Consider the following 20,937-nt stretch of genomic DNA (forward strand, 5'->3'; position numbering starts at 1 on the left):
ATTGCCGATCCCATAGTGAAAGTTTTTATATTTCTTATCGTTTTATGCGTTAGTTTTTTTCCATAACGCTCTGAAATGACTTGCCATTGCTGTGGTCATTAATCCACCAATAACGGCTAGATGCTCTATTGCAAAAAACATCGACAACATGGCTTTTTCTCCCGTCATATCCCAAAAAGTATGAACAATCACAATAGTTAAAAATAAAAAGACAGCTAAAGCGCCAGCACCTAGCCATAGATAGCGATCGAAAAGCACTAAAAGTGAGCCACAAAGTAAGACGATCGCAGTGGCAATATTAAAGAACCAATCCGGAGTTAATCCTGCTGCACGCATTTCAGCCAAACTATTTTGGTAATCAAAAACCTTGGCAAAGCCAGAGGAGAGAAACAAAACAAGAATGAGTAATCTGGCGATAAGCCACATAGAGTGACTTTCAAGAATACGTGCAATTGAATTAGGCATTCATCTGACCTCAACATTCTTAAAAAATAAAAGCCAGCATCCGACTGACTTGACTTAATTTGAGGAGGAGACTATAAAACCTCAGGTTAAGTTGAGGTCAAGAGGAAAAGATGGAAAAAGAGAAAATAGATTTCAATAGAGCACTTACCGTCGGTGAGGTAGCAAAGCGTAGTGGTGTTGCTATTTCAACATTGCATTTTTATGAAGAGAAAGGATTGATAGAAAGTTATCGAAGTGCCGGTAATCAGCGCCGTTACCCACCCGTTGTATTACGTTATGTGGCGATTATAAAAGCGGCGCAAAGCACAGGTATTCCATTAAAAGAAATTCAGGAAATATTAGGAAAATACCCGCCAAATAGTAAATTAACGGCAGAACAATGGCACGAAATATCAACGGACTGGAAAGTGCGACTAGATGAACGTATTCGCCGCCTTAAACGGCTACGTAATGGGCTTGATCACTGCATTGGTTGTGGTTGTTTATCGTTAAGTGACTGCCCATTACGTAATCCTGATGATATTTTAGGTGAAAAAGGAGCGGGTCCTCAGATCTTATAATCAAAATGAGAATGAGGCGCTATCTGGTTTGAAAAAGCCATCATAGTCTTCTTGGTTATCTGTCATTCCTAATAATTCAAGGGTTACTTGATGGTAAAAACCTTGATAAGAAAGAAGCGAAACTAAAGCCTGATTAATCACATCTTTATCATCACTATTTTCTAATTCACTCGCTTGGCGTGCATACATTAAGAGAGTGACTTGGCGCTTTTCTTTTAAGGTTTGGTTGCCTTCATTTTTTACATCAAATTGATTTATAAGTGTTAATACATCTTGTACTTTATTAATTTTAGATACTTTTAAGAGTTGATAAAAAATAGGATTTAATGTTGCCATTATCGGATCTACTGTCTGGTCTGTAACACTTCTTGAGGTCGATAAATGGGATTGTGATTTATATAAAGTGTGTGGTGCTAAGGCATCAATCTTCATTATGATCTTCACTTATTGTGTCTATTGGAGAGGAGATATCGTCCGTTATATCAAAGGTCTCAATTAAATTTAGTAAAGCCTCTTTTATTTCTTGGGTGAAAATGGGCTGATAAGACTCAGAAAAAGGCCGATGAAATTGTGTTTTTAGATCATTAATTAAAAGAGCAGGATCAAAAAAAGTAATTTGATCACCAGCATGAATAGCGATCGTTTTACTGTTATGAGATATCAATTCAATATTGGCATTATTGAGTTTAGGTTCGAGATAGCGACGCAATGTCGCAGGAATATTCAACGTGATTTTTTTCTCTTTCGGAATAGCGGAAATTAAACGGTGAGTTAGTTCAACTTGTATATCGGGAGAGTCAAAAAATTGAGCAATCGTCGCTGTAACGTGTTCTCTTTGCTGAAATTCATAATGCGTCAACTTCTCTTGATATTGCACCGCAAAAGTTAAGATATCCCTTAATAATGCTTGTAACCCTTTGCTATAAGCTTGGCTTACTATCTCTTTATTATGTTTTTCTAGTTTATTGTTAAAATCTCGAATGATTTTTTTTGCTGCGTATTTGGCAGCTAATTCTGTTTTATAAATATTATCGAGTTGTCGAACATAGCGAGCTCGTATTAATACACCTTCACTCGTATATGTTAAAAGATCTTCAGGCAGAGAGCGCAGCATAATCAAGTACCAAAAGAAAAAGTGAACGAGACAAAAAAAGTGATTGAGGGAGTTCAATCGACAAGGATTGTGGTGGAAAAAGTAATGTAAAGCGCTGAGAAAGTGCAATTGAAATTGAATGAATGAAATCAAATAGCAATTGATAGCCGATATCCATTGGCGTGATATCTTTCAGAGAAATAGTTGTTTTCTTATCAATATTTAAAACTGGATAAAGAGATAAAAACGCTTTTAATTGTGGTTCTAGATGATAATAATTACCAGATAATAAAAGCGTTTCTCTAGAGTAAAAATAGCCTAAAAACAGAGCACAGCGAGGAAGTAATATCCAATGAGTAAAAATTTTTTCTACAATAATATCAATATCACAATCAAGTTGATTAATAAGTTGGTATTGCTTAATTAATTGGCGATTAGCTAATTTTTGCCAAATTGTATTTTCTTCTCTTGAAGCTAATACGTTGTAATCTGGATGAAGGTAACTGAGCGGTTCATACATTACATTAGATATTATTTCGAATTGTTCAGAAGTAAGATTAGTCATTATCCACCTCTTTCTGTGCTTTTTTCCGTCGGAATATTATTAATAAAATTACAATGATAGCGGCGATAACCACCAATAATAAGCTTAGAAATAACCAAGAATTAAAAAATGAATCAGAATTATTTTGAGAAAGCTGATTATTTATTATATTGAACTTATTAATATTTCGTGGATACAACAAAACGGTAATATTATCCTCATTCATATCATTAAAGGCGTTGTGAATAAAAGCACGAACATCTTCACCTAACTGATCATTATCGAGCGTACTTTCTTCATAAAAAACTAATGCTGAAGCATGAGGTGTCGGAATAATGCGTTCAGTCGGAGAAATGGGATAGCTCACATGAACTCTAGCATCAATAATATGATCAATAGTAAGTAATGATTGTTCTAATCGTTGCTCAATAGCAGAAATTAAACGTGCTTTTTCAGCTTGTGGTGATGATACCAAGGCATCTGATGGAAATAGCTGAGTCACTTCAATTCGGGATAATGTGGGTAATTGATATTCCTCTAAAATTTGAATTGCAATGCTCATATCTTCTTTGTTAACAGAAATATCAAATAACCCTTTTCCTAATGCTTTACGAGTACTGGTTATTTGGTGCTTCTGTAAAACAGCTTGAATTTCCGTTGCTTGTCTTTGATCCAAATTAGTGAGTAGTGATTGATCTTTACAACCACTTAATAATGGAAACAAGCAACATAATAACGCCAATAACAAATATCGTATTTTCATTACTATTGAGCCTTGAGTAATGTTTCGACAATATTCAGTGACTTTCTAGCCAAAGTACTCGCTAAATTCATTGTAATTGTATAATCATTAAGTGTGGTTTGTAGTTTGGTATAACTTTGAACATCACTTAATTGACTTAATGTCGTTAGTTTTTCTTGGATCTGTTTTTCATACTGAAAGCCGCTTGTTACAGTGTTAATCATCATTGAAGATAAATTATTATCACTATCACTGTTATCATTTGGCAGCGCTGCTAAATGCACAGGAACAACAGGATTAATTGCCATATACAATCTCCATTAAATAAAAATCAACGCATATTCCCGATAATGCTCATTGCCAAGTCTTTCACAACTTTAATCGACGTTGATTGTGCATTACGTGTAATATTATATTCAGCGAGTTTAGCTTGATAATCAGCTAAGGCTGCTGCATTTGATGTATCTGCTTTTAATGCATCTAATGCGACTTTTAATGCATCACTTTGGTTTTTAACTGGTTCTTGAAAATAGTCATCAATTTTATCAATAGAACTGACATCATCAGCAACAGGATAGGCTGGCATAATATTATTCCTCTAGTTTTAATACTAAGTTATGATCTTTAAATATCACTATTACCCTTGAGGAAAATAGCGATGTTGATTATCAAGAAAGATATATCCTCGTTCTTCTTGTAAGGTTGCTTTGTTTTTCAAAATTGGATTACTTATATTTTCACGATAAAAGATAAATTTTCTTCCAAAAATAGCCGTTTGTTTTTTGATATAAGTATCAAGATTTTCTTTATTCTTCTTATCTAATAAACCATCAAAAATAAATATTAGACCATTGTTTTTCTCTTCAATGGTATAACTTATTGTTTTAGTTAACTCTAATTTATTTATATCAATAATGATATTTGGAATTGAAATCTCTTTAATTGTAGGGGAACAATTTTCTGAGAAGTGATTATTTATGGCATCAATAATTTTTAGTTTTTCATTATCATTATGATAAATGAAGTTAACAATGGGTTTAGTTTTATCCTTTAAAATTAAATGTATTTTTTTATGACTATTTTCTATCATTAAATTTTCTATTTTTATTTTATCTATATAAAAAACTTTACTTTCTGAGCTGTTATTTGTTTTTGACAGAAGGTATAAATCATCAAAAACACAATAATACCCATTTTCTCCTTGAAAACCTTCAAAATTTAGACTTTTTGATACAACAGGTGTGGTTATTTTTTCTGTTGGTTTATTTATATAATATATAAATATTATAAGAAGTGGAATTAGCAACACCAATATTGTGAATATTTTTTTACTTGAAATTAATCTCTTTTTGTTTTTTTTGAAGTGAGATGAATTAATAGGTAGATCACCTCTATCACTGACTAAAAAGATAGGAATATCATGGGAATATACAGGTTTATTTAGTGGTAAAGAATATTCATTACCCACTTCTTCTGATATGAAACTACTCTCAATTATATATTTATTATTTTCACTATTATTTTCATCAAGTATAATAGCGAGCTTTTTTTTACATTCCTTATTATCACAAGGAATGTAAAGCACCGATTTTTCATTTTTTTCTTCATTATCATTGAGTTCTTCATTTTGTAAAAAAAATGAATAATGATTGGGCGGTAAAGGAACGATTGCTCCTTTTAATGGGCCAGAAAGAATATAAATGTAATACAGCATAGATTTAGCCTAATGATAAAATGTTATTAATTCATGATTTAAATATAGTTTAGTGAAATAATAATTAATATTCTTTTAAAAAAAAGCACATGTTTTTTATTTGATAGTGAGTATTGATATATTACTAGTACTTTTTTTAAATAATAAACACAAAAAATTTGTTATTCATGTTTATAGTTAATAATTAGTAATATTAATGTAGAATTATATAAAGAAAAAACATAAAACTAAATTAGTTGATAGCTTTCTATCTTTAATTCTTTATTGGTCAATAGGATAAGTTAAGGTATTTCTTATGTTAATAAATGATATAAAAATAAGTGGTGATAAAAATATTTTACTTGGAAATTCATTATTCTTTTGTATTCCTCTGAATGATGAGTTTCCAGTAAAAATACATGATGATAAAACGACTAAAATTATAAAAGGAAAGGCTTTTATTTATAATTCAAAAAATGAGAATGTTATTTTTCAATCTGAAAATCAGTCATGGAAAATTGAAAAACGCTCATTTTTTATTTGTGCAAGATTATTGGCATTCATTGATTATGCTCGTGATTTTTCAAAAATGACAGCAATAGGATCTGAATTTGATATTAATCAGCAAATTTTTTATATAGAAGATACTAATAAATCTCTTGAATACGTATTAATAAATGAAGCAATAAAAGCAGAAAGCCAATTAGAGCCTTTATTTGTCACGATAAGACATAGTGAAAGTTATTGGCTTATTTTACATCTCATTAGTTATTTAGATGAGAAGAAAAGTAATATTGCACAAATTGGAGAACGATATGGTGTATCAGGTACACATTTTAGACGACTGTGTAAACGTTATTTAGGTAATTGTGGAAAAAGTCAATTACGTTCATGGCGTGCGGCATCTTCCATTTTAACCACGCTATCAACTGATGAATCACTAACACAAATTGCCGTCGATAATGGATTTAGTTCAGCGTCTCATTTCTCAAATGAAATCAAGACGCTATTTGGTATTACACCAACAGAATTTCGTCGAATTGGTCAGCATCTTTATGAAAATAAAAAATAAGATTTATTGTGTCATTGGGCTAGTACTTTGTTGTGGTTTTTCTTTTCAAATCCAAGCTGCGCAAGGAAAGGTTATCTATACACATCAGGTAAAAAAACCTGATGTATTTATCGCTGTTGATACTCGGGTAGAACAATTCTTTCTTGTGCTATCAGATAAATTAAATAAACCTTTTATTCTGAGTAGCGCTGTAAAAAAGGAGAGAATTACTGGAAATTTTGATATTTCTTCACCAGAAGAAGCATTTGAATTGATGGTAAAACGCTTGTCATTGCTCTATTTTAACGATGGAAAATCAATCTATATTTATGAGAGTAGTGAAATTTTACAAGAACTCTTTCAGGTAAATAATATAAACCTAATCGAGTTAAAAGAGTATTTACAAGACGTAGGATTATATGACCCACGTTATCCACTACGTGCAGGTCGAGATCAACGTACTTTTTATATTTCTGGTCCACCGGTTTATATCAAATTGGTCAAAGCCGCAGCTAAATTTTTAGATAATAATGTTCAAGAGCAAATTAATGAAAATACAAATAACCAAGTGCCGGTGGGAAGTTCTCGCTATGGTGATGAGTTTGTACAGATATTTCCATTAAAAAATACCTTTGTACAAGATAGAGCTTATACCTTACGTGATGAAAAAGTGGTACTGCCAGGTATTACTTCTGTTTTACAGCAGTTATTTATGTCTTCTAAAGAAATAAAAAGAACAACGGTGGAGCCTCGTCAAGCTCTAGAAAATGACGATAGCCAGAAATACGATGAAGAGATAAATAGTCTTGAAGAAACTAATGCACCTATTATCACTAAAGTAGGGCAATATAACGTCGAATTAGTCCCCTTGCCGGGTTCAAATAGCCTTTTAGTGAAAACAAGCAGAGAAGGTTTGGCATTAATAGGTTCATTAATTGCTCAATTAGATAAACCCAAAAGACAAGTTGAACTGTCATTATGGATAATCGATATTTCTAAAAATAAAGCAGATAGTTTAGGTGTTAATTGGCAAGCAAGTTATGGCTCAGGTAAAGGCAGTTTCTTTTTTAATACAGCAAGTTTGAGTGCCGCATCTGGCTTTAATTTTTTAGGTAAAATTAAAGCATTGAGTGAAGATGGTGAAGCTCAGATGGTGTCTCGCCCGATTTTATTAACACAAGAAAATACACCTGCTATTTTTGATAACAACACGACTTTTTATACCCAAATAAAAGGTGAACGTGTTGCTTCATTAGAATCCACAACATTTGGCACAATGATCAGTGTGTTACCAAGAATTGGTAATTCAAATAAAGATATTGAGATGATCATTAATCTCGAAGATGGTGCTGAGAAAAAAAATGATGATGGCGACGATGAAAGTGTTGAAAAATTACCCGTTATTAATCGAACAAATATCAGTACAGTTGCTCGTGTTTCAGAAGGTGGAAGTTTATTGATTGGTGGATATACACGAGAAGATAATGTGAAGGCACAAAGTAAAGTGCCTTTTCTGAGTGCGATCCCTTTGATTGGCGGAGCATTCAAATATGAGTCTGACAATAATAAAAAGATGATCCGTATTTTTATGTTACAACCCCGTTTATTAGAAAAAACACAGGCTGAATTGTTAGAAAGTGTCACTGAGAATCCATTTGAACCGATAGACAAAAAAACGTCTCAGGCATTAAAACAGCTTCATGCTTTTATGGGGTGATACTATGATTGGGCCAATTAATACCTCTACTTCACATTTAATTAATAAAGAGAATAATGTTGGTAAAAAAAGCCAACAAGAGACTGAATATAAGCAGCCTAAAGTTAATGATCATCAAAATTACCAAAACCAATTAATCGAGATATCTGATGATATGTCTATGGTTGCAACCTTATTCTCTCAACGTTTTGGTCAATTATTAGATAAAAAAGCAAATAGAGGACAAAGTTCATTATATATTCTAGAAGAGGATGCTGATAAAAAACTTGATAATGTAATGATGTTATTTAAAAAGTCAGGGCGAAGTTTGCAAGATTTGCTTCGTTATTTACGTAAAATGTTTCCTGATGAAAGTGATCTCGTTATGGTTTTACGAGAATTACTTAGAAAGAAAAAATTAGGTTCTCAATTAGAAGGAGAAATTGAAGATGAAATAAAACATTTGCTTGAAGGTGAAAAGGGACGGGAAATTAGTGCTGGCATTAATATTGCTCTTCAAGCAAAGGCATTTGCAAAATTACTTTCTTTAGATGCATCAAAATTACGAGATCTCTATCGTAGTTATATTAATCTCGATCTTAAGCCTATTTATTTTTTTAAAATGTGGATAGAAGATTATGATATTAAGCAATGCACAATTATTTTAAGTTTTCTCACTCAAAGTTTGATTTGTGATATGCAATCATCACCATCACACTGTTTAGAATTTGGTTATTTATTTGATAAAATAAATAAGTTACGTGCGTTATATAGTTTTATAGAAATTAATATAGATAAGTTAGAAAAACAAAATCTTAGTAATAAAACGATAGAAAAAGAAATTTACCAGTTAGTTTTTTATGGAATGACATATCCAGAAGAAATGGAAAAATTGCTAATCTCTTTTCTAGAGAAAGAGTGGAAAAACTATTTAGTTAATATAAAAATGAAATTACTACAAGGGTTAAAAACAATGTTTAATAAATACCCTGAATCATTATATTTGTCTGATGATTTTAGAGATGAATGCCAAATAATTATACAGAAATTTATAGATAAATATCTTCCATTAGAACAATATCAGCAAAGAAAATAGACTAAAATAATTTATGGGTAATATTTATGATTTATAGATTTCTATTGGCAATAAAAAACAGACCAGAACTCATTGTATTATCTGTTATGATTTTGGTCATTATGATGTTAATTATTCCATTGCCAACCTACATTGTCGATTTTCTTATTGGATTAAATATTACTATATCTCTGCTTATTTTTATGAGTTCATTCTATATTACAAGAATATTGAACTTTATGACTTTCCCCGCATTATTACTTATCACGACTCTTTTTAGGCTTGCTCTTTCGATTAGTACTAGCCGACTAATATTATTAGATGCTGATGCAGGTGAGATTATTACTTCATTTGGTGAGTTTGTCATTGGTGAAAATTTAGTTGTTGGTTTTGTTGTTTTTTCTATTGTCACAATAGTTCAGTTTTTAGTTATTACTAAAGGTTCAGAACGAGTTGCAGAGGTTGCTGCTCGTTTTTCTTTAGATGGTATGCCCGGAAAACAGATGAGCATTGATGCTGATTTAAAGTCTGGCATTATTAATAACGAAGAAGTGAAAATAAGAAGAAAAGAATTAGGACAAGAAAGCCAGCTATATGGTTCTTTTGATGGTGCAATGAAGTTTATTAAAGGTGATGCCATTGCCGGCATTGTGATCATCTTTGTTAACTTAATTGGAGGGATCTCTGTTGGTATGGCGCAAATGGATCTCTCAATTACTCAGGCATTACATACGTATACTCTTTTAACCATTGGTGATGGGCTGGTTGCGCAAATTCCAGCATTACTGATTTCTATTAGTGCGGGTTTTATTGTTACTCGTGTTGGTGGTGAAAATAACAACCTTGGTTTTAGCATTATGAATGAGCTGCTTGCTCAAGACTTTGCTTTACTCGTGACTGCGATACTCGCTTTTACCATTGGTTTTTTACCTGGTTTTCCAACACCAGTGTTCCTTATTCTATCTGTCTTACTAGGGGGATATTTCTTTAAAAAACAATGGAAAAGTAAGAAAAAAGAAACGATAACGGATAATAAAGAAGATAAGAATGAAGATAATGATTCAGATACTGATGGTAAAAAAGGACTTATTTCAAATTTATTTTCAAATAAAAATGAGTCAGAAGGCGAAAATAGCTTATTAAAAGAGAATATCACATTATCTCAGGCTGACACATTACCTTTAATTATTACTGTATCATCTAAGAAAAAGACATATCTTTCGAAACTGGTTTTTGAAAAGTGGTTAAAAAAAGAATTCATTTTACAATATGGTGTATTACTTCCTGATCTTGTTATTCATTATTCAGATAAAATTGATGATAATAAAATTATTATTTTAATAAACGAAGTCAAGGCTGATGAGTTTGATTGCCCTTTTCCACTTTTTTATGTAGAAAACCCTAATGATGAATTTTTATCTCTAAATTTTAAAACAATAGAAACTCAAGATAATAAAATTAAAAATTATTGGGTGAGTAAAAATGATAAAGAAAAAATGGAATTATTAGGTTATAGATTAGAATTATCTGAGACTTATTTTTATAGGAAATTCTCTAATTTAATTACATCTAATATTGTTGAGTTCCTTGGAATACAAGAAACAAAAAATATTCTTGATAAAATAGAAGAAGGTTCACCTGAACTTTTAAAAGAGTGTTATAGGCAAGTTTCTATTCAACGTATTAATGATGTTTTACAACGTTTAATACAAGAGAAAATTCCTATTAGAAATATAAAAACAATTATAGGTGGATTAGTGCAATGGGGAAGTAAAGAAAAAGATCCGATACTTTTAACTGAGCACATTCGCTCTCTGCTTTCACGTTATATTAGCTATTTTTTTTCAGATAATGGGAAACTTAATGTGATTATTTTATCTCATGATATAGAAGAAATAATCCGAGGTGGAATAAGACAAAGTTCTTCAGGAACATTTTTGAACTTAGAACCTGCTGAGCTTGATATGATAATAGAGAAAATGTCTACTGCTATTGATGAAATTAAATATGTACAAGATTATATATTTTTAACAGCTATAGATGTAAGACGATTTGTTAAAAAGCTAATAGAATCACAATATCCACAATTATCTGTGTTGTCTTATGATGAAATTACATCAGATATTGAAATTAACGTTCTACAATCTATTTAGGAGAAATTATGTCTTTTGATCTGGCGAGTTTAATTATGGATGCTATGAATGTAATTGGAAGAAACGATTTATTCTCTGAAGGAAAATCTGTTGATAATCATTCAACAATAACAATTAGCTTAGGAGATATGCCGGATATAAATTTATTAGTTGTTGATGAAGTTCCTATGATCTGGTCTGTACTGGGTGAATATAATGAAAACTTATTATCACAAACAAGTACTTCATTATTATTAAATAATATTAATAATCAAACAGAAAGTTTTTATCCAGGTCAGCCTGCTTTAGTGAAAGTAGAATCTGAATTAGAGTTACGAGCTTCATTTATGCCTATTGCTTTACAAAATGGTGAATCAATGGCAAAAGCAATAGATGAATATTTTCAAATGATGAATACTATTCACCAACAATTTATCAATTAAAAATGAATAACGTATTTTCAATATTTCATCATGCAGCTCACCCTATACGAATACAAGGCAATATTCTTGAAGTGATGTTGCGTGATGTATTTATTGGAGAGATTTGTCTATTAAAAGATTCTATTATTAATGGACAAATTATTGGTGAAGCGATTGTGATTGGTTTTCGCAATGGCATTACGATTTTAAGTATGATGGGGAGTTCACAAGGTTATTCTTTGCAAATAATCGTAGTACCAACTGGAAATGCTTTTTCTGTTGCTTTAAGCCCTAATATTTTAGGGAGTATGATCGATATTAAAGGTAATTATTTATTGCGCTTCAGCGATAAAAAAGTGGTAGAAGAAAATTTCTATTCATATTTACCTATCGATGGTCATCCTCCCTCATTCAATGAAAGACGCCCGATTACAGAAATATTTGAATCTGGTGTTCGAGCTGTTGATGGCTTATTAAGCTGTGGATTAGGGCAGAGAATGGGAATTTTTGCCAGTGCAGGAACAGGTAAAACCATGTTGATGAATATGTTTATCCGTTTCTCTCAGGCTGATATTTTTGTTATTGGATTAATTGGTGAAAGAGGCCGTGAAGTAACCGAATTTGTCGAAGAGTTAAAACAAGATAAACGCTGTGAGAAAACAGTATTAATTTGTTCCACCTCGGATCAACCTGCAATAGAACGTTGTAACGCTGCGCTTGTTGCCACTACGGTTGCTGAATATTTCAGAGAGCAAGGCAAAAATGTCGTGTTATTTATTGATTCTATGACACGTTACTGTCGAGCTTTAAGGGATGTGGCTCTTACAGCGGGCGAGCTTCCTGTTCGTAAAGGTTATCCAGCTTCTGTTTTTGATAAATTGCCAGCAATTTTAGAAAGACCAGGGGTGACTCATCAAGGCTCAATTACAGCGTTTTATACTGTTCTGCTTGAAAGTGATGATGAACCAGATGCTATAGGTGAAGAAATCCGGTCTATTCTGGATGGACATATTTATCTTTCTCGAAAAATAGCGGCTTCAGGCCATTATCCAGCTATTGATATTTTAGGTAGTGTGAGTCGTATTTTTCAGCAAATAACGAGTACTGAACAACAAAAAGCAGCATTAAAAATAAGACAAATATTGATGCATTTGCAGGATATTAAGTTATTACAAGAATTGGGTGAGTATCGTGCAGGAGAGAATGAGTTAAATGATCTGGCCGTCAATAAACAATCGGCAATAGAAGCTTTTCTTATGCAATCATTTAAAGAAAAAGCAGAATTTAAAAAAACATTGAATCAACTTTATGCGCTTACCTCTTAATCAACAAAAATTGATAAAGGCGATAGCCAAACGCCAGCAAAGAATAGAAAAAGAGCAGTACAAATATCAACAGTTAACGGCAGAGGCAGAAAGTAAGCAAAGAGAACAGATATTATTAGCTTCAGCATTAAAAAATGAGATACCCATGTATGAAAAAGCGGGACTCTATTCTTTTATTTCTTTAAACAAACAAAAACGCAAACAAGCTATTGTTTTAGCATCATTGAATATTATCACTACTCAATTAAAAGAAATTGAATATCAAATTGAAAAATTAAAAAAAGGCAGCCTAAAATTACAACAAGAAAGAAATGATGTGATTAAAAAACAAAATAAAATGAAGCTTTATTTTGAAAGAAAAGCACTAGAAAAAGAGTTATATATTGAAAGATTAGAACAAAACGAAATTCAGGAGATGGTGTTATATGATGACCATAAAGACAGATAATTTAAGATTAAATAAAAGTTTAATCAATGAACAAAATAGTGAAAATAAAACTGTTTTTTCTAAAAAATCATCATCATTTTCTAAAGATATAGGACTATTACATATCGAGAAAGACCAATTGTCATCTGAAGAATTCAGTAAAATAAAACAGAAACTGAATGATTTCTATAATCTTGATTGTAAGGACGTTATTGAATTAAAAGATAGTTTAAAATTAAATATAAAAATAAAATCTGATAAACCAGTTGACGCATTAGATGATAAAGATGAAAAAACTGACTGTTCAAATATAGAGGGGTTATTATTAACTCAAAGAAAAATATATTCACAAATTTGCTCTTTTTCAAAAGAAAGTAAAATAGAAAAAAAAGATTTATTGAGTTATGGAGTTAATAAGAATAATAATCACAATGAGGTAATGATTAAAAATTCTCTAAAGCTAACAATGACTTCAGAGCCAAAGAGAGATAAAGGCATTGATATTTCTAATAATAAAAAAACAGTAAGTGAAAACCTTAATTGTCTAAATTATGGATTAAACAAAGATAAACAAAATCAAAAATTAGAAAGAAAAGATTATATTAATAAAATTAAAGAAAATATTGAAATTAAAAACTATAAGTATGAATTAAAAATAAATGGATTTGAAAGTAATAGTGTATTAAAAAATGAAGATAACAAGTTAAACGCTAATAAATATATAGTTATTGAACATGATGAAGTATCTGAAAAAATAGCTCATTCAAATAATAAAGAGATAAATAAAAATACTATTATAATGAGTGGTGAAAATAAAAAATCAAATATAGAAAGTCTACATAAAGAAAAAATAAAAAGAGATATCAGTGAAATACTCCCATTTAATAGTATAAAGCCAGAATCTCAACAAATGTCATCAGAACCATTACCTGATAGAAAAATACTTGATATACCGGCCTTTAGTGTTCTCTATAAAAAAGCATCCACCTTGTCTCAACCGCCTAGTATTACTTATGTTTTTAAAAAATGGGGAAGCGAACTTCATCAAATGAAGGTGAACTTTGATACTGATAAAAAGATCCAGTTAATTGCTTCTACTGGGCGAGTTTATCAATCTTCTTTAGACGGTGTTAGCCAATATCAAGGACGGTTATCGCTTTCATCAGGGAATGAGAATAGCCATTGGCATATTAATGCGATTGATCCTTCTTCTGAAAATAAAGAAGATGAAAAATGATAAGATTAGATCCTAAAAATAGTATTAATAATAAAGAAGATAGTTGTTCAATGGATATATTATCATCTTTATATACAACTCAGTTACCTATCTCTTCAGCTCATTATTTTAAGATAAAGGGTAATAATACATTAGGTTCATTTACAGGCATTGTCGAAGTTGGACAAGTAATGGATAAAATCTACCCTGAGAAAAAAATAGATTGGGGGCTTGTTCCTGAGACTTATCTTCACACACTTTTCTCTCAAAAATGTTCACAAATATTGTTTCCTTTTTCGAAAGAACCCGTGCCATTAATCATTGATAATATCTGTTTAGGAGAGCAAGAAAATTTTAGCTACCCTGTTATTAATACTGAAATTGGTGACATATTTATTTGTTCTTTCGAGAAATATTATGAATGGAGATTGTCATCAAAAAATAAAATTAATGCTATTGCTCAATTTCAATTTGGCAAAAGCACAATGTCATCTTCATTATTAAAAACGCTCTCTTTGGGCGATATTGTGTTGATTGATAGCGTAGATTTTTCACTCATTATTGGTGAAAAAAAATGGATACGTTATCTGTGGCAAGAAGGAGAAAATGCAGTGGTTTTAGATGAAGAGCTATTTACTAATAAAACAGAACGTGAAGAGTTAGTTGAAGACACAGAAATTACATTACAGAAAAAAATAGAGCTGAAAGCGATCCAATCTATTCCCGTTACACTCTCTTTTTTACTTGCAAGTAAAAGCCTGTTACTTGAAGAAATCGAAGAGTTATCACCTGGGCAACAAATTTCTTTACCAGATAATGCACTACGCCATATTACATTAATTGCTAATGGTGTCGCTATTGCTCAAGGAGAGTTAATTAAAATTGGTGAGCGATTAGCTGTTGAAATACAACACGCTTATTTACAGCAAGAATAAAGATATGGAAAGCTCAACAACACTCATTTTAACACTAGCATTAGCCACATTAGCACCTTTTATTATTGCTGCGGGGACTTGCTATTTAAAATTTTCTATTGTGCTGGTTATGACTCGTAATGCGTTAGGTGTTCAACAAGTACCTTCTAATATGGTGCTTAATGCGATTGCATTGATGATGGCTTTATTTGTTATGACTCCTATTGCAAAAAATACCTATCAGTACCTTATTGAAAACCCAATTGATGTTACTTCTTCTGATTCGCTTGAACGATTTTCAGATGATGCATTAGGGGAATATAAGCGATATTTGTACAAATATTCTGAACCCGAATTATTAGATTTCTTTGAACAAGCACAAGGTAATCGACCGGATAGCTACGGAGATAAAGAGAATATAGAAAATTCTTTATTATCATTACTTCCTGCCTATGCGTTAAGTGAAATAAAATCTGCTTTTATTATTGGGTTTTATCTTTATTTACCTTTCATTGTTATTGATTTGGTCGTTTCCTGCATTCTATTAGCTTTAGGTATGATGATGATGAGCCCAATTACATTATCAGTACCTTTGAAATTAATTTTATTTATTGCTATGGATGGTTGGACTCTCCTCGCTAAAGGATTAATTAATCAATATCTTGATCTCATGGCGGTAAGGTAATGGATATGGTTTATGCGGCGAATAAAGCCGTTTATTTAGTGATATTACTTTCAGCTGCACCTATTGCTATAGCAACATTTATTGGATTGGCAATTGGTCTTTTACAAACCATCACTCAAGTACAGGAGCAAACATTACCTTTCGGTGTAAAACTAGTAGGTGTTTTTGTTTGCTTGCTAGTCACGATGGGTTGGATGGGCGATAAAATATTAGTGTATGCCAAAGAGATGATGACATTAGGATTAGCAGGATAAATAAAATGTTAATACTGCAAGGGTATATACAACTTTATTTAATTGATCTTTTTTTACTTGTTGCAAGATTATTTCCAATTTTTCTTTTTATACCTTTCTTAAATAGCCGAGTATTAAATAGTCAACTATTAAAATATGTCATTATTTTTTATATTGCTATGGGAATAAAACCAAGCATTCTAATTACTGATGAAATAAGAAATACATGGGAAATAATAATCCTAAGTGAGTTAATTCTTGGTGTTTTAATTGGACTTCTTTTTGCTACTCCTTTTTGGATTGCTTCTGCTTTTGGTGAATTTGTTGATAATCAGAGAGGGGCAAGTATTGGGGATACTATTAATCCAACAACGGGAATTGAATCTTCTGAGTTTGCTTCATTAACAGGGTTATTTTGTGCGGCTTATTTTTTATCAGCAGGAGGATTAACCTCGTTAATGAGTACCATAAAGGATAGCTATGATGTATTTCCCATCGGCTATTTTAATAAAGAGATTGGTTATTCGTTTATTGGTCATTGGCTTAATAGCATGATCCGTACTGCGATTGTTTTAGTATCACCCGTCTTGATTATTATGTTTTTAAGTGAAGTGGCATTGGGAGTTTATTCTCTATTTTGTCCTCAATTAAATGCATTTTCTCTTTCATTATGTATAAAAGGCATTATTGCATTTATTTCACTGCTTTTTTTCTTTGCTTCTGTAATGACTTCAGAGTTGTATGAATTCTTTAATAATAGATACTTTTATACTATTTTTATGAGTATTTATCGTGGCTGAAAAAACAGAAAAACCAACACAGAAAAAACTTGATGATTCTGCAAAGAAAGGACAAAGTTTCAAGAGCAAGGAGTTAACATCAGGGCTTGTTTATCTTATTGGCGTTATGTATTTATTCCATCAAGTTGATTTAGATGAATTTAGTCGCTTTTATCAATCTCTTTTGCTTCATCCAACCAATATTACCTTAAAAAGCTATATTGATGTTATTTCAAAATTATTTTTTGATATTATTTTACCGATACTCATTGTTACCTTTTTATCTGGCGCTATTCCTTCTTTATTTAGTTCGCGTTTTAAACTTGCTACGGAAGCAATTAAAATCGATCTTAATCATATTAATCCTATTTCTGGATTTAAAAAAATATTTAGCATAAGAACAATAAAAGACTTTTTAAAAACATTATTATTTATAATTATATTTTTAGTAACTTGTTATGTTTTTATTATTTTACATGGCTCAGAAATATTCATACTATATCGCTCAAGTTTGCCTGTTGTTATTGATAAATGGTGCTCGTTAGTTGTTAGCTTTATATTTGTATTTTTTATTTTATCAATACCTATTCTTATTTTAAATATTATTGCTGATTTCTTTATTTTTATGAAAGATATGATGATGGAAAAGCATGAAGTTAAGCAAGAAAATAAGAATATGGAAGGCGATCCTGAAATAAAGTCAACACGTAAACAACTCCATCAAGAATTACTTGATGAACCGATGAAAAAAGTGATCCGAGATTCATCCGCCGTTATTGTGAATCCGACACACGTTGCAGTAGGTATTTATTTTGATCCTGATAATGGCATTATGCCATTAGTTTCACTGAGGTGTATTAATGATAAAGCATTAGCAGTAAAAGCCTATGCTAAAAAAGTGGGCACCCCCGTTATTCGTTATCCAGAACTTGCGAGAAAAGTTTATCATAAATATCATTTGTTTGACGTAATGATAGATCAAGATCTATTAGACGTGATGGATATTCTTATCTGGCTTAAAAAGATAGAAATTGAAGGTCTATTAAGAGAGGAAATGGATTATACACATCATTAATCATTGCTCTTAGGTTATTCATGTCTAAATTATAAAAATAACATATTTAATTTGCAATTATAGGCGTGCGTTTTATTAAAGAAATTAAATAATGAATAAATTATTATTTATTTATTAATTATTCATCATAGATGAAAGGATTAACACTATGTCTTTATATGAAAAAATGTCAGAGAAAGAACTTGATCAATTAGCAAGCTATATTGTTTCTATTGCTCAGAACGGAGCTTCACTCAAGGATGAGAATGCCATTCCAGAAGGATTTATGGAAGGAATTTATTCATTTGCATATGATTTTTACCAGAAAGGAAAGCTGGATGAAGCGGAAGCTATTTTTAAATTCTTATGCCTTTATGATTTTTATAATGTTGATTATATTATGGGGCTCGCAGCTGTTAAACAATTAAAAAAACAATATCAAGCAGCAATTGATCTTTATGCATTAGCTTATTTAAATGCAAAGAATGATTATCGACCTGTTTTTTATGCAGGGCAATGTAATTTATCATTAGGTGAAAAAGAAAAAGCTAAATATTGTTTTGATCAGGTTTCAAAAAATATCAATGATCTTTCTATAAAAGAGAGGGCTGATGTTTATTTAGGATCTTTAAAAGATGTTCCTCTTGTTGTTTTGAATACCGAGAAGGAAGAACAGTATGATTGAAATTAGTAAAAATGATGCTGTGTTATCTACCCCATCTACTTATAAAGAAGTAGAAAAAGTAACTAAAGATAACGTACAGCAGGCACAAAGAATTAATGCGGCAAGTGAGCACCTTGTCGCATCACAACTCAAGAATAAAGAAAATAGCTTTGTTATTCCTTTTCTTCGTGCTCCTATCGAACAAAAAAAGAATAATCAAAAAATCAATATTAAAGAAGATGTTAAATATAATATAAATGTTTTTTCAACAAAAAATGAGAGTGATAGCAGTAAACTTATTTTTAATAAGAATAATAAAATTAACGAGGATAAGTTAAATAAATCATTATCATCTATATCTTTAGCACCAACCCAGCCAGAAGATAAAAAATCTAATAAAGATTATGAATTCTTATTCTTACAGTTATCTTATCAAAACATTATTCATAAAAATGTTCTAGATAGAATTAAAGATCCTGATAAACTCGATTATTATCTCGATAAACTCAATATCTTATCTAAAGGTATTGATGGTTTAAGAGATCAAATAAACTCAGTTTTAGATGAAATTAAAAATAGTAAAGATGCTTACACTGACTATTGGATGGAAATAATTAATCAAATAAAAGAAAATGGTTTTAAAACAGAAGCTGAAGTTAAAAATTTCTTAAAAAATAAAAACATTCCTGACTCTTTTATAAATGAGTTACTCTCTGGAAAAATAAACTCTAAAGAAGATATGGAAGCGTTACTTGAAAAAACTTTCCCATTTATGAAATTACCTGATGATATTTCAAAAATGTCATTAGATGAATTAGATAAATTATATGGAAAGTTATCTAGCTTCTTTGATAATGCTTTTAAATATATGCCTAACGTGCCTATGAGCGATGATAAGATAAATCAAATTACATCCCATAGAGATGAATTAAAAGCATTAATTAATAAGAAAGAAAATGACTCAATCAAAGAAAAGCTGGAGCAAATAAAAGAGACCTATAGAACATTAACTCTTTCACAAAGTGCATTAGAGCTTGAAATAATGTCTGACTCATTATCAGGAATGGCATTACTGACTTTTTTGTTGGCTAAAACCCGAGAGCTTACATTAAAGGTGATGTTACAGCGTACTGAAAATGAGCAAAAGCTTTTTGAGGAAATGCAGGAAGTCACCGAAAAGTCGCTAAAAGATAAAATCGAAGATCAAAAAGCTCAAATTAAAAAACAAGAGGAAATTCAATTTTGGGCTGGCATAGGCTTAAAAATATTAGGTGGATTACTTGCACTTGTCGCAGGTATTGCTTCTATTTTTACAGCAGGTGCTTCAATGGCATTAATGGCTGTGGCAGTTGTATTATTTGTTGCAGATGTTGCATTAACAGTTGCTGATGAAGTGTATCAAGCCATTCATGATAAGTCATTTATGGATGAAATAATGGCGCCTGTTTCAGAAGCCATAATGAAGGCAGTCGATGCTATCGTTGATTTTCTTGCGGATGTCATTAACAGCACTATTGATGGGCTTAAAGGATTAGGTGTAGATAAAAAAATCATTGAAGAGATGAAAAATTCGATTCAAGAAAAACTGAAAATGGCACTAAAAATTGCAATTACTGTTATTTTATTTGTTGCTGCAATTGCATTGAGTTTTATTATTGGACCAGCAGCTAAAGGTATTTCAAATATTGCCAACAAAATATTTAACCAACAGGTTAGAGATACATTAAAAAGAGCATTACATGATTATCTTGAAGCCATGTTAGGTAAAATGATTAAAGAAATTATTACCCAAGCCCTCGAAGAGGCGATGGAAAAAATTAATAAATTATTAGCTAAAGATCTTAGTAAGAAAGCCGGTGTTATTTTACAAAGAACTGTGGTTACTTCTAAATTAGTTAATTCTACGGCAACTAATGCAGTCAATATTTATAGTAGTGTACTTTCTGCAAAAATTTTGCAGTCTATGGCTGACAGCAAGAAATTAGAAGCAATATTATCACTTATTCAAAAATTAATGGATAAAATAATGGAAAGTTATCATGAAAATATTGACTCTATAACTGAAATATTAAAAGAAATGAGTGAGAAATCTTCTATAAGCAGTAAAGCTAAGTCAGATATGATAAAAAATATATCTATTTAATAATATCAATTTTTATTGAGGTGT

Annotated in this window: 24 protein-coding genes; 16 read left to right on the top strand and 8 right to left on the bottom strand. The window is 30.9% G+C overall.

Annotated elements, in window-relative coordinates; all coding sequences use genetic code 11:
- Positions 1 to 42: 42 nt before the first annotated feature.
- Positions 43 to 465: a DoxX family protein gene (locus ABN236_RS07020; protein ID WP_349473652.1), complete on the bottom strand. Its 423-nt coding sequence runs from the start codon at positions 463 to 465 to the stop codon at positions 43 to 45.
- Between the two features lie 110 nt (positions 466 to 575).
- Between ABN236_RS07020 and soxR the strand changes: the two genes are divergently transcribed.
- Entirely contained in the window at positions 576 to 1,025 is a 450-nt protein-coding gene (gene soxR / locus ABN236_RS07025) for a redox-sensitive transcriptional activator SoxR (protein ID WP_088494455.1), read from the top strand.
- Here soxR and ABN236_RS07030 read toward each other — a convergent pair whose 3' ends face one another.
- Genes ABN236_RS07030 through ABN236_RS07060 form a run of 7 tightly spaced genes read right to left on the bottom strand, consistent with a single transcriptional unit; the run spans position 1,026 to position 5,118 of the window.
- Entirely contained in the window at positions 1,026 to 1,457 is a 432-nt protein-coding gene (locus tag ABN236_RS07030; protein WP_088494456.1) for a hypothetical protein, read from the bottom strand.
- On the bottom strand, positions 1,447 to 2,139 hold the full coding sequence (locus ABN236_RS07035; RefSeq protein WP_349473653.1) for a type III secretion protein: 693 nt from the start codon (positions 2,137 to 2,139) through the stop codon (positions 1,447 to 1,449). Before ABN236_RS07035 ends, ABN236_RS07030 begins: the two co-directional genes overlap by 11 nt.
- Positions 2,120 to 2,683 carry an OrgA/MxiK family T3SS sorting platform protein gene (locus ABN236_RS07040; RefSeq protein WP_349473654.1) on the bottom strand — a complete coding sequence of 188 codons (564 nt, stop codon included), beginning with the start codon at positions 2,681 to 2,683 and terminating at the stop codon, positions 2,120 to 2,122. Before ABN236_RS07040 ends, ABN236_RS07035 begins: the two co-directional genes overlap by 20 nt.
- Complete coding sequence (sctJ, locus tag ABN236_RS07045) at positions 2,676 to 3,425, bottom strand: type III secretion system inner membrane ring lipoprotein SctJ (RefSeq protein ID WP_349473655.1); 750 nt, start codon at positions 3,423 to 3,425, stop codon at positions 2,676 to 2,678. The genes ABN236_RS07040 and sctJ overlap by 8 nt, the downstream gene beginning before the upstream one ends.
- A gap of 2 nt (positions 3,426 to 3,427) precedes the next feature.
- Positions 3,428 to 3,712 (bottom strand): type III secretion system inner rod subunit SctI, encoded by a 285-nt coding sequence (sctI, locus tag ABN236_RS07050; RefSeq protein ID WP_270755474.1) that lies wholly within the window; start codon positions 3,710 to 3,712, stop codon positions 3,428 to 3,430.
- A 23-nt stretch (positions 3,713 to 3,735) separates the two neighbouring features.
- Positions 3,736 to 3,990 (bottom strand): EscF/YscF/HrpA family type III secretion system needle major subunit, encoded by a 255-nt coding sequence (locus tag ABN236_RS07055; protein ID WP_109402429.1) that lies wholly within the window; start codon positions 3,988 to 3,990, stop codon positions 3,736 to 3,738.
- A 51-nt stretch (positions 3,991 to 4,041) separates the two neighbouring features.
- Positions 4,042 to 5,118 (bottom strand): PrgH/EprH family type III secretion apparatus protein, encoded by a 1,077-nt coding sequence (locus ABN236_RS07060; protein WP_349473656.1) that lies wholly within the window; start codon positions 5,116 to 5,118, stop codon positions 4,042 to 4,044.
- 295 nt (positions 5,119 to 5,413) lie between these two features.
- Between ABN236_RS07060 and ABN236_RS07065 the strand changes: the two genes are divergently transcribed.
- The 15 genes from ABN236_RS07065 (at position 5,414) to sctE (ending at position 20,913) form a co-directional block, all read left to right on the top strand.
- The gene (locus ABN236_RS07065) at positions 5,414 to 6,169 is read left to right on the top strand and encodes a helix-turn-helix domain-containing protein (protein WP_349473657.1); all 756 of its coding nucleotides are present in this window, start codon (positions 5,414 to 5,416) and stop codon (positions 6,167 to 6,169) included.
- Complete coding sequence (gene sctC / locus ABN236_RS07070; protein ID WP_349473658.1) at positions 6,153 to 7,865, top strand: type III secretion system outer membrane ring subunit SctC; 1,713 nt, start codon at positions 6,153 to 6,155, stop codon at positions 7,863 to 7,865. The genes ABN236_RS07065 and sctC overlap by 17 nt, the downstream gene beginning before the upstream one ends.
- A 4-nt stretch (positions 7,866 to 7,869) precedes the next feature.
- Positions 7,870 to 8,940 carry a type III secretion system gatekeeper subunit SctW gene (gene sctW, locus ABN236_RS07075; RefSeq protein WP_349473659.1) on the top strand — a complete coding sequence of 357 codons (1,071 nt, stop codon included), beginning with the start codon at positions 7,870 to 7,872 and terminating at the stop codon, positions 8,938 to 8,940.
- Between the two features lie 26 nt (positions 8,941 to 8,966).
- A complete protein-coding gene (locus ABN236_RS07080; RefSeq protein WP_349473660.1) occupies positions 8,967 to 11,072 on the top strand; it encodes an EscV/YscV/HrcV family type III secretion system export apparatus protein in 2,106 nt (701 codons plus the stop codon).
- A gap of 8 nt (positions 11,073 to 11,080) precedes the next feature.
- Complete coding sequence (locus ABN236_RS07085) at positions 11,081 to 11,494, top strand: InvB/SpaK family type III secretion system chaperone (protein WP_349473661.1); 414 nt, start codon at positions 11,081 to 11,083, stop codon at positions 11,492 to 11,494.
- Positions 11,495 to 11,496: 2 nt separating this feature from the next.
- Positions 11,497 to 12,798 carry a type III secretion system ATPase SctN gene (gene sctN, locus ABN236_RS07090; protein WP_349473662.1) on the top strand — a complete coding sequence of 434 codons (1,302 nt, stop codon included), beginning with the start codon at positions 11,497 to 11,499 and terminating at the stop codon, positions 12,796 to 12,798.
- A complete protein-coding gene (locus ABN236_RS07095; protein ID WP_349473663.1) occupies positions 12,782 to 13,246 on the top strand; it encodes a SpaM family type III secretion system protein in 465 nt (154 codons plus the stop codon). The genes sctN and ABN236_RS07095 overlap by 17 nt, the downstream gene beginning before the upstream one ends.
- A complete protein-coding gene (locus ABN236_RS07100) occupies positions 13,224 to 14,462 on the top strand; it encodes a hypothetical protein (RefSeq protein ID WP_349473664.1) in 1,239 nt (412 codons plus the stop codon). Before ABN236_RS07095 ends, ABN236_RS07100 begins: the two co-directional genes overlap by 23 nt.
- Positions 14,459 to 15,376, top strand: coding sequence for a FliM/FliN family flagellar motor switch protein (locus ABN236_RS07105; protein ID WP_349473665.1), 918 nt, complete (start codon positions 14,459 to 14,461; stop codon positions 15,374 to 15,376). Before ABN236_RS07100 ends, ABN236_RS07105 begins: the two co-directional genes overlap by 4 nt.
- Positions 15,377 to 15,380: 4 nt before the next feature.
- Positions 15,381 to 16,040 (top strand): EscR/YscR/HrcR family type III secretion system export apparatus protein, encoded by a 660-nt coding sequence (locus ABN236_RS07110; RefSeq protein WP_088494471.1) that lies wholly within the window; start codon positions 15,381 to 15,383, stop codon positions 16,038 to 16,040.
- Entirely contained in the window at positions 16,040 to 16,294 is a 255-nt protein-coding gene (sctS, locus tag ABN236_RS07115; RefSeq protein WP_036934456.1) for a type III secretion system export apparatus subunit SctS, read from the top strand. The genes ABN236_RS07110 and sctS overlap by 1 nt, the downstream gene beginning before the upstream one ends.
- A gap of 5 nt (positions 16,295 to 16,299) precedes the next feature.
- On the top strand, positions 16,300 to 17,073 hold the full coding sequence (sctT, locus tag ABN236_RS07120; protein WP_349473666.1) for a type III secretion system export apparatus subunit SctT: 774 nt from the start codon (positions 16,300 to 16,302) through the stop codon (positions 17,071 to 17,073).
- Positions 17,066 to 18,127, top strand: a complete 1,062-nt coding sequence (locus ABN236_RS07125) for an EscU/YscU/HrcU family type III secretion system export apparatus switch protein (protein ID WP_349473667.1) — start codon at positions 17,066 to 17,068, stop codon at positions 18,125 to 18,127. Before sctT ends, ABN236_RS07125 begins: the two co-directional genes overlap by 8 nt.
- A 148-nt stretch (positions 18,128 to 18,275) precedes the next feature.
- Positions 18,276 to 18,791, top strand: a complete 516-nt coding sequence (gene sicA, locus ABN236_RS07130) for a type III secretion system translocator chaperone SicA (RefSeq protein ID WP_349473668.1) — start codon at positions 18,276 to 18,278, stop codon at positions 18,789 to 18,791.
- The gene (gene sctE, locus ABN236_RS07135) at positions 18,784 to 20,913 is read left to right on the top strand and encodes a type III secretion system translocon subunit SseC family protein (RefSeq protein WP_349473669.1); all 2,130 of its coding nucleotides are present in this window, start codon (positions 18,784 to 18,786) and stop codon (positions 20,911 to 20,913) included. The genes sicA and sctE overlap by 8 nt, the downstream gene beginning before the upstream one ends.
- The last annotated feature ends 24 nt before the right edge of the window (positions 20,914 to 20,937 follow it).

This window comes from Proteus sp. fly-1013 (genome assembly GCF_040140245.1).
GTDB classification, from domain to species: Bacteria; Pseudomonadota; Gammaproteobacteria; order Enterobacterales; family Enterobacteriaceae; genus Proteus; species Proteus mirabilis_B.

What these genes read in the sequence shown, in the direction of transcription:
- ABN236_RS07020 (WP_349473652.1), bottom strand. Translation starts at nt 465, where the DNA reads ATGCCTAATTCAATTGCACGTATTCTTGAAAGTCACTCTATGTGGCTT.
- soxR (WP_088494455.1), top strand. Translation starts at nt 576, where the DNA reads ATGGAAAAAGAGAAAATAGATTTCAATAGAGCACTTACCGTCGGTGAG.
- ABN236_RS07030 (WP_088494456.1), bottom strand. Translation starts at nt 1,457, where the DNA reads ATGAAGATTGATGCCTTAGCACCACACACTTTATATAAATCACAATCC.
- ABN236_RS07035 (WP_349473653.1), bottom strand. Translation starts at nt 2,139, where the DNA reads ATGCTGCGCTCTCTGCCTGAAGATCTTTTAACATATACGAGTGAAGGT.
- ABN236_RS07040 (WP_349473654.1), bottom strand. Translation starts at nt 2,683, where the DNA reads ATGACTAATCTTACTTCTGAACAATTCGAAATAATATCTAATGTAATG.
- sctJ (WP_349473655.1), bottom strand. Translation starts at nt 3,425, where the DNA reads ATGAAAATACGATATTTGTTATTGGCGTTATTATGTTGCTTGTTTCCA.
- sctI (WP_270755474.1), bottom strand. Translation starts at nt 3,712, where the DNA reads ATGGCAATTAATCCTGTTGTTCCTGTGCATTTAGCAGCGCTGCCAAAT.
- ABN236_RS07055 (WP_109402429.1), bottom strand. Translation starts at nt 3,990, where the DNA reads ATGCCAGCCTATCCTGTTGCTGATGATGTCAGTTCTATTGATAAAATT.
- ABN236_RS07060 (WP_349473656.1), bottom strand. Translation starts at nt 5,118, where the DNA reads ATGCTGTATTACATTTATATTCTTTCTGGCCCATTAAAAGGAGCAATC.
- ABN236_RS07065 (WP_349473657.1), top strand. Translation starts at nt 5,414, where the DNA reads ATGTTAATAAATGATATAAAAATAAGTGGTGATAAAAATATTTTACTT.
- sctC (WP_349473658.1), top strand. Translation starts at nt 6,153, where the DNA reads ATGAAAATAAAAAATAAGATTTATTGTGTCATTGGGCTAGTACTTTGT.
- sctW (WP_349473659.1), top strand. Translation starts at nt 7,870, where the DNA reads ATGATTGGGCCAATTAATACCTCTACTTCACATTTAATTAATAAAGAG.
- ABN236_RS07080 (WP_349473660.1), top strand. Translation starts at nt 8,967, where the DNA reads ATGATTTATAGATTTCTATTGGCAATAAAAAACAGACCAGAACTCATT.
- ABN236_RS07085 (WP_349473661.1), top strand. Translation starts at nt 11,081, where the DNA reads ATGTCTTTTGATCTGGCGAGTTTAATTATGGATGCTATGAATGTAATT.
- sctN (WP_349473662.1), top strand. Translation starts at nt 11,497, where the DNA reads ATGAATAACGTATTTTCAATATTTCATCATGCAGCTCACCCTATACGA.
- ABN236_RS07095 (WP_349473663.1), top strand. Translation starts at nt 12,782, where the DNA reads ATGCGCTTACCTCTTAATCAACAAAAATTGATAAAGGCGATAGCCAAA.
- ABN236_RS07100 (WP_349473664.1), top strand. Translation starts at nt 13,224, where the DNA reads ATGATGACCATAAAGACAGATAATTTAAGATTAAATAAAAGTTTAATC.
- ABN236_RS07105 (WP_349473665.1), top strand. Translation starts at nt 14,459, where the DNA reads ATGATAAGATTAGATCCTAAAAATAGTATTAATAATAAAGAAGATAGT.
- ABN236_RS07110 (WP_088494471.1), top strand. Translation starts at nt 15,381, where the DNA reads ATGGAAAGCTCAACAACACTCATTTTAACACTAGCATTAGCCACATTA.
- sctS (WP_036934456.1), top strand. Translation starts at nt 16,040, where the DNA reads ATGGATATGGTTTATGCGGCGAATAAAGCCGTTTATTTAGTGATATTA.
- sctT (WP_349473666.1), top strand. Translation starts at nt 16,300, where the DNA reads ATGTTAATACTGCAAGGGTATATACAACTTTATTTAATTGATCTTTTT.
- sicA (WP_349473668.1), top strand. Translation starts at nt 18,276, where the DNA reads ATGTCTTTATATGAAAAAATGTCAGAGAAAGAACTTGATCAATTAGCA.
- sctE (WP_349473669.1), top strand. Translation starts at nt 18,784, where the DNA reads ATGATTGAAATTAGTAAAAATGATGCTGTGTTATCTACCCCATCTACT.